The sequence below is a fragment of the Aequorivita aquimaris genome, from assembly GCF_001573155.1.
Classification (GTDB): Bacteria; Bacteroidota; Bacteroidia; order Flavobacteriales; family Flavobacteriaceae; genus Aequorivita; species Aequorivita aquimaris.
Genome location: NZ_JRWG01000017.1, coordinates 1 through 6,656 on the forward strand (window position 1 = coordinate 1; position 6,656 = coordinate 6,656).

1 protein-coding gene is annotated in these 6,656 nt (G+C 61.7%); it reads right to left on the reverse strand.

Features of this window, described 5'->3' with window-relative positions; all coding sequences use genetic code 11:
- Window positions 1-6,656 (reverse strand): FIDD domain-containing protein (locus LS48_RS14450; protein ID WP_062623202.1); only part of this gene is annotated, 6,656 nt, incomplete at both ends.

The window sequence follows — 6,656 nt, forward strand, 5'->3', positions numbered from 1 at the left end:
GGGCTGAGCTGCTTGAGCAGCTTCCCGAAGCGGTCAAAGATATAGATTTTCGCCGTAGGGTCGCCGCTGGCGATGCCGATGATGTTCCAGGTGTCGTGGTAGCCGTCGCCGTTGGGCGTAAAGTACGGCGGGTAGTCGATGACCCCCACGTCGAAAGTCACGCTGCCGCAGCCATAGACGTCCCGGATGGTCACCGTGTGGTCGCCCGGGGCCACGCCCTCAAAGATGTTGCTGTCCTGGAAGGGGCCGTTGTCCAGCTGGTACTCGTAGGTGCCCTCGCCCGTGGCCACCACCTCGATCACATGGTCGCCCGCAAAGGCGCCGTTGAGCAGGTTGGCCTCATAGGCCAGCGGCGGCGAGGAAACGATCACCGTGGCACTGGCCGTGCTCTCGCAGCCCGAGGCCAGCTCGGTGATGGTCACCGTGTAGGTCCCGCCCTGCAGCGCGATGATGGAGGGACCGGTCTCCCCGACGATGATCACCCCGTCCAGGTCCCACCGGAAGGTGTACAGCGATGGGTCGAGCCCCGTATCGATCACCGGCGGCGAGGGACTGCCCTCCTCCTGGGCGATCGGGTTCCCGTTCTCGTCCACGCAGAGGCGGTACTCCCCGCCAAGGACGACGTCCGGGAGCTGCTCCACCTTCAGCACCATATCCACAACGGCATAGCACTTGGGCTCAAAGACGTTCATCTCATTGGTCACCCGCACATAGATGCGCTGCGGGTTGATGATGTTCACGTACGGAAAGCTGATCGCCCCGGTGCCCGACTCGGCACCCTCAAGGGTCTCGTAAAAACTGATGCTGAACTCCGCAGGGTCCTGCCCCGCAAGTATTTCCGCGCGCAGGTCGGAGACCTGCTGGTTGGCCACGTCCTCAAGGTCGAACTCCGCAAAGCCGTCGCTCGGCGGAAGGTTGTCGCAGATAACGAAGGGCTCCGCAGGGGCCACCGCTATGGCGCCCGGCTGCACGATGAGCTCGAAGCTCTGTACCCCGCCGATGTAGCAGCCCGTCCCGGCGTTCGCGATGCCCGTATAGATGGTCTGCGGGTTTATCGGATCGTTGTTGGCGTCCCTGTTGCGGTGCGCCGTGGTGTTCACGATGGCGTTGGTGCGGTTCTCCGCATCGAGCGCCGTCAGGTAAAAGCTCACCTCGAACGGCGGCGAGGGCTGGCCGCCCAGGATCTCGGGGATCTTGGTGGTCAGGTCAAAGATGCCGATCTCCCCGCCATCGGGCGAACAGTACACGTAGGGGGATACCTCCGCGCTGTCGTCCGGGACGGGCTCCACGATAAGCTCAAGCTCCACGATCTCGAAACAGCCCGAGGTGGGGCTGGTGGCCCGCACATAGATGGTCTGGGGGTTGCTGGTATTCTGGTACGCGGTGGCCTCCAGGGCGGGGATCCCGTTGGCCTGGCCCACGGCATCCGCATAGCTCTCATAGTAGCCCAGGGACCAGTTGTTCCCGTTGAGTATCTGGGCGCTGCGAACGGTGAGGTCGAACAGCTCCACTTCGTCATAGGGGCCCGGCGGCACGATTACGTTGTAGTCGCACAGCACGATGGGGTCCGGCGCCACGGGCCTGGGGTTGCTGATCACCCGAAGGGTCAGCGTGGTAAAGGAAATACAGCCACTGTTGCTGTCCTCCACGCGCACGTAGAGCACCTGCGGGTTGATCGGGGCCCCGCTCGCGTCCACGTTCACATAGGCGGTATCGGGGTCGATACGGTCGGTGTTGTCCCGGGCGTCCTGCTCGGTAAGGAAGTAGGCCACGCCCTGGGTGAGCACCCCGTTGGTTATCTCGGAATTCTTCTGGGTAAGGTCAAAGGTGGCGATCCCGTCGTTCTCCTGGCCCAGGTCATCGCACTGCTCCAAGGGGGTGGGATCGGTTATCGGAAGGCCACTGTTCACGATAAGGTCAAACTGGCCTACCGCAAAACATTCCGTCAGGTCATCATCCAGACGGACCCAGATGGTCTGTGGGTTCGCGGCGTTGGTGTAGGCCTCCGGCGTTACGATAAAGTTTATGCCCGCAATGGCATCGGCCTCGCTCAGGTGGTAGGTAATGGTAACGTCAGTCTGTGGCGGGTTCCCCAATATCAGGTCCTCCTGCACCGTAAGGTCGAACTCCGCAAAACCATTATCGTCACAGGCGATAAGGTCCGGAAGGTCCTGGGGCACCACCGGGGAGGGCTCCACTATCAGCTCCAGCTCCACAATGGCGTAGCACCCCGTGCCGGCCGGCGGGCCGCCATAGGCCGCGCGCACATATAGGGTCTGGGAAAAGGCAACGATGTTCTCGTAGGGACTGGCCAACGGAAAATTGCCCGTATTGGCATCCAGCAGGTTCTCGTGGTAGGTAATGGCCAAGGTAGGGTCTCCGCCACGTATCTCGGCGCTCTTGCTCTCCAGGTCAAAGGAGGCGAAACCGTTGTTGTCAACGTCGCACGCTACCAGCGGGGCGGGCTCCACCGGCTCCGGGTTCGGGTTGACGATGATAAAGAAGCTCAGCAGCCCACGGCAGGTGTTCTGGCCCACCACGGTCACGAAGATCTCCTGTAGGGGACTGATGGTGTTCTGGTACGCGGAAGGGGCCGCGATGCGGATATCGTTGTTCTGGTCATCCCGCGATGCGTAATAGTAGACCGCCAAAGTGGGGTCGCCATTGGTGATCACGGGCGTGTTGAGGGTCAGGTCGAAAGTGGAGATGCCATCGTCATCGGTACTGCCGTTGACCTCGTCGTCACAGAGGACCAGGTCGTTGGCGGTGCCGGAACCGGGATAGAGCCCCATCTCGATCTCGAACGGGGTCACCCGTGCACAGCCGGTGGCAAGGCTCTCCAGGCGCACCCAGATGGTCTGGCCAGAACTCGGGAAGGCATCCGCCGGATCGATGGCGTTGGTACCGGCATCGGCATCGGCCTGGCTCTCATAATAGGAGACGGGCGAAAAGTCATCGGGATCCTGAACGCCATACACCGAAGCGTCCTGTACGGTAAGGTCGAAAACGGCAGTGCCGTCACCGTCCTCATCGCAGGCGAAGAGCGGGTCCTGGAGCGTGGCGTCCGGCGCATCGGGCAGCGGTACCACGATAAGCTCCAGCTCCACAATGGTATAGCACGGAAGCTGCTCGGGCGGTACCTGGTTGGTCACGCGCGCAAATACGGTCTGGCTATAGGGCACAATGTTGGTATAAGGGCTTACGATCTCGGTCCCCGGAAAGGCGTTCTCCGCTTCCTGCAGGGTCTCGTAGTAGAGAATGGTAACATCGGTCTCCCCGTTGAGTATCTCCAGATCGCGCTGGGTAAGATCGAACGTACTTACGATCCCGTCATCGTCATCGTCACAGATGGTGATCGGCTCTGGGGCCGGGTTCGCATTGGGGTTCGGAAGTACCGTAAGGGTCACCGTGATCAGGTTCGAACAGCCGAACGACGAGGTCACGCGCCCTATTACGGTCTGGGGGGTGGCTATGTTCTGGTACATCGTCGGGTCCGCAATGGGGATGCCCGCAGCCTCGTCGGCAGGGGTCTCGAACCACAGTACGCTCAAGGTAAGGTCGCCACCGGTGACCAGAATGTCCTGGGTGGTCAGGTCGAAGGTCGAGATCTCATCGGTAGGGGTACTGCCCTGGAGCTCGTCATCGCACAATACCATCTCGAAGGGACCGAGGTCCAGCGGGATCGGGTCCACTATCAGGGTCAATGTCACGATATCATAACAGCCCTCCGCACCATTGGGGTTCGGGGGAATGCTGCTGTTGGCGTTGCCCACCACCAGCACATAGATGTCCTGTGGGTTACTGGTATTGGTGTACGCGCCCGGGTTCCCGATGGCGGCGGAATAGTCCGGCGCGGTCAGCGCAAGGTCACCGGCCAGTTGGGCATCGGCAAGGTCTTCGTAGTAATATAGGTCAAAGCCGTTTGGATCCAGTGCTCCCAATATCTCCGCTTCTGCCTGGGTAAGGTCGAAAACGGTAAAGCCATCGGCCACGGCATCGTCACATTTTCTCAGGGGACCGGGCTCGGTGGCCACAGGCGAGGTGTGCACCTCCAGGGCAAAGGATATGCTGCGGTGGCAACTGTTGACCGTGGTCTCCACACGGGCCCATACCCCGCCCGTACCGTAGGCCGGATCCAAGGGATCGGTCACGGGAGCGTCCAGGTAGATCTGGTCGTTCGTGTAAAGGTTCGGCAACGGAAGGCGGTTGTTCTCCGCGTCGAGCAGCGTACCGTGGTAGGTGACGGTCAGGTCGGGGTCCCCTCCCGTTATGATGGCCGTCTGCGTACTGAGGTCGAACTGGGCAAAACCGTCGTTGTTGGAGTCACAGGCTATAAAGGTGCCCGGTGAAAAGGCCAAAGGGGTCGGCTCCACGATGATAAAGAAGGTGTTGATCGCCCTGCAGCCGTTCTCGCTGTAGGCGGTCACGAAGATCTCCTGCTGGGGGCTGATGATATTCTGATAGGCCGAGGGGTCGGCGATCGGGTTGTTGTTCACCTGGTCGATGGCCGTGGCGTAGTAGAACACCTCCAGGGTAGGGTCCCCCAGGGTAATCAGCGGCGTGTTCACCGTAAGGTCGAACGTGGAAAGGCCATCGTCCGCCGTACTTCCGTTCACAAGGTCGTCGCACTCGGTCAGGTCGTTCCCAACGCCGATGGTCGGGAAGAGCTCAAGCTCAAGATCAAAGGGCGTGACCCGCGCGCAGCCCGTGATACGGCTCTCAAGGCGCACCCAGATGGTCTGGCCGCCCATGCTTATATAGGTCCCGGGGTTGGGGATCGCATTGGTGCCGGCGGCGGCGTCCAGCGGATCTTCATAATAGGTGATGGGCAGCACAAAATCCGCCGGGTCCTGCACCCCGAGCACGCCGTCGTCCTGCAGGGTAAGGTCGAAGATCGCGGTACCGCTGCCGCTCTCGTCGCAACCGATAAAGGGGTCGGCGAACGGAGGGGAGACGGGCATATCGGGAAGGTCGATCACCAGGAGCTCAAGCTCCACAACGGTAAAGCAGCCCACCGAGGCCGGCGGAACGTTCTTCACCACCCTGGCGTACACGATCTGGCTAAAGGGCACTATATTGGTATAGGGCATTGTGATCTCCGTCCCGGGCACCCCGGCAACGGCATCGGCAAACTCCTCATAGTACAGCACGGACACGTCCGGCTCGCCCGCCGTGATGTCCACATCGGCAAGGGTAAGGTCCCACCCGCCAACGATGCCGTCGTCGTCGTCGTCGCAGAGCTCCAATGGATCCGGGGCGGTATTCGGGTTCGGGTTGGGAAGTACCGTCAGGGTAAGGGTAACCAGGGTACGGCACCCAAACTCGGAGGTCGCGCGGCCTATCACCGTCTGCGGGGTGGCCGTGTTCTGGAAGGTGGCCGGGTTGGGGATCGGGAGGTCCGCGGCCTCATTGGCCGCGTTCAGGAACCACGCTACCGTGATGGTGGGGTCGCCACCGGTGACCAGCACGTCCTGGCTGGTAAGGTCGAAGGTCGAGATCTCATCGTCGGGGGTACTGCCCTGCAGCTCGTCGTCGCAGAGCATCATCTCGAAGGGGCCCAGGTCCGCAGGGCGCGGGTCCACGATAAGGGTCAGGGCCACGATGTCGTAACAGCCCTCACTGATGTTGGGGTTCGGGGGGATGGTGCCCGTGCCGTTGCCCACGATCAGGATATAGATGTCCTGCGGGTTGGTGCTGTTCAGAAAGTTCGTGGGGTCCGGGATCGCCTGGGAAAAGTCCGGGGCGGTCAGCGCCAGGTCGCCCGCAAGGGTCGCCTCGGCCAGGTCCTCGTAATAGTAAAGGTCAAAGCCCGCAGGGTCCAGGGCCCCGAGCACTTCCGCGGCAACTACCGTAAGATCAAAGAACGTAAAGCCATCGGCCACAGCATCGTCACACTGGCGCAGCGGCGCAGCGGGAACCGTGCCAACGGGCGCGAAGCGCACCTCGAGCGCAAAGGGAACGACCACCGTACAGCTGCTGGTGCTGCTGGAGACGCGCGCCCATACACCGCCAGTGCCATAGTTGGGGTCCAAGGGGTCTGTAATAGGCGCGTCCAAATAGATCTGGTCGTTCACGTAAGGGTTGGGAAGGGCCAGCACCCCGTTCCGCGCATCCAGGAGGGTGCCGTGGTAGGTCACCGAAAGGACGGGGTCGCCAAGGGTGATCACCGCGTCCTGCTGCGTAAGGTCGAAGGCCGCGAAACCGTCGTTGTTGACATCGCACTCTATCAGGTTGGGCGGCGACATGTTGACGGCAGGAAGGGCATCTATGATAAGGTCTATGCTGCGCGTGGTGTCCACGCAGGTGGCGTCGTCACGGTTCTCAAGGCGTATGTAGACCGTCTCACCGGGGGCCGCAACGAAATAGGGGTTGGGATGGGCATTGACGCCATTGTCCGCATCGGCCTGGCTGCCATGGTAGGTAATGTTGTAGCCCGAGGAGGGCTCGCCGTCGAGCACCAGGGAGTTGAACTCCACCGCAAGGTCAACGAACTCCCCGCCATCCCCGTCGGAATCGCAGTAGCTCGCGTTCACGGGAACGATCCCAGCGATCGCGCGGCTGAAGTAGATGCGGAAGTCCGTAAGGTCGAAACAGCTCCCGCTGTTGTCCTCGATCCGCGCATAGATCGTCTGCGGCGAGGGGGGGACGATGATGTG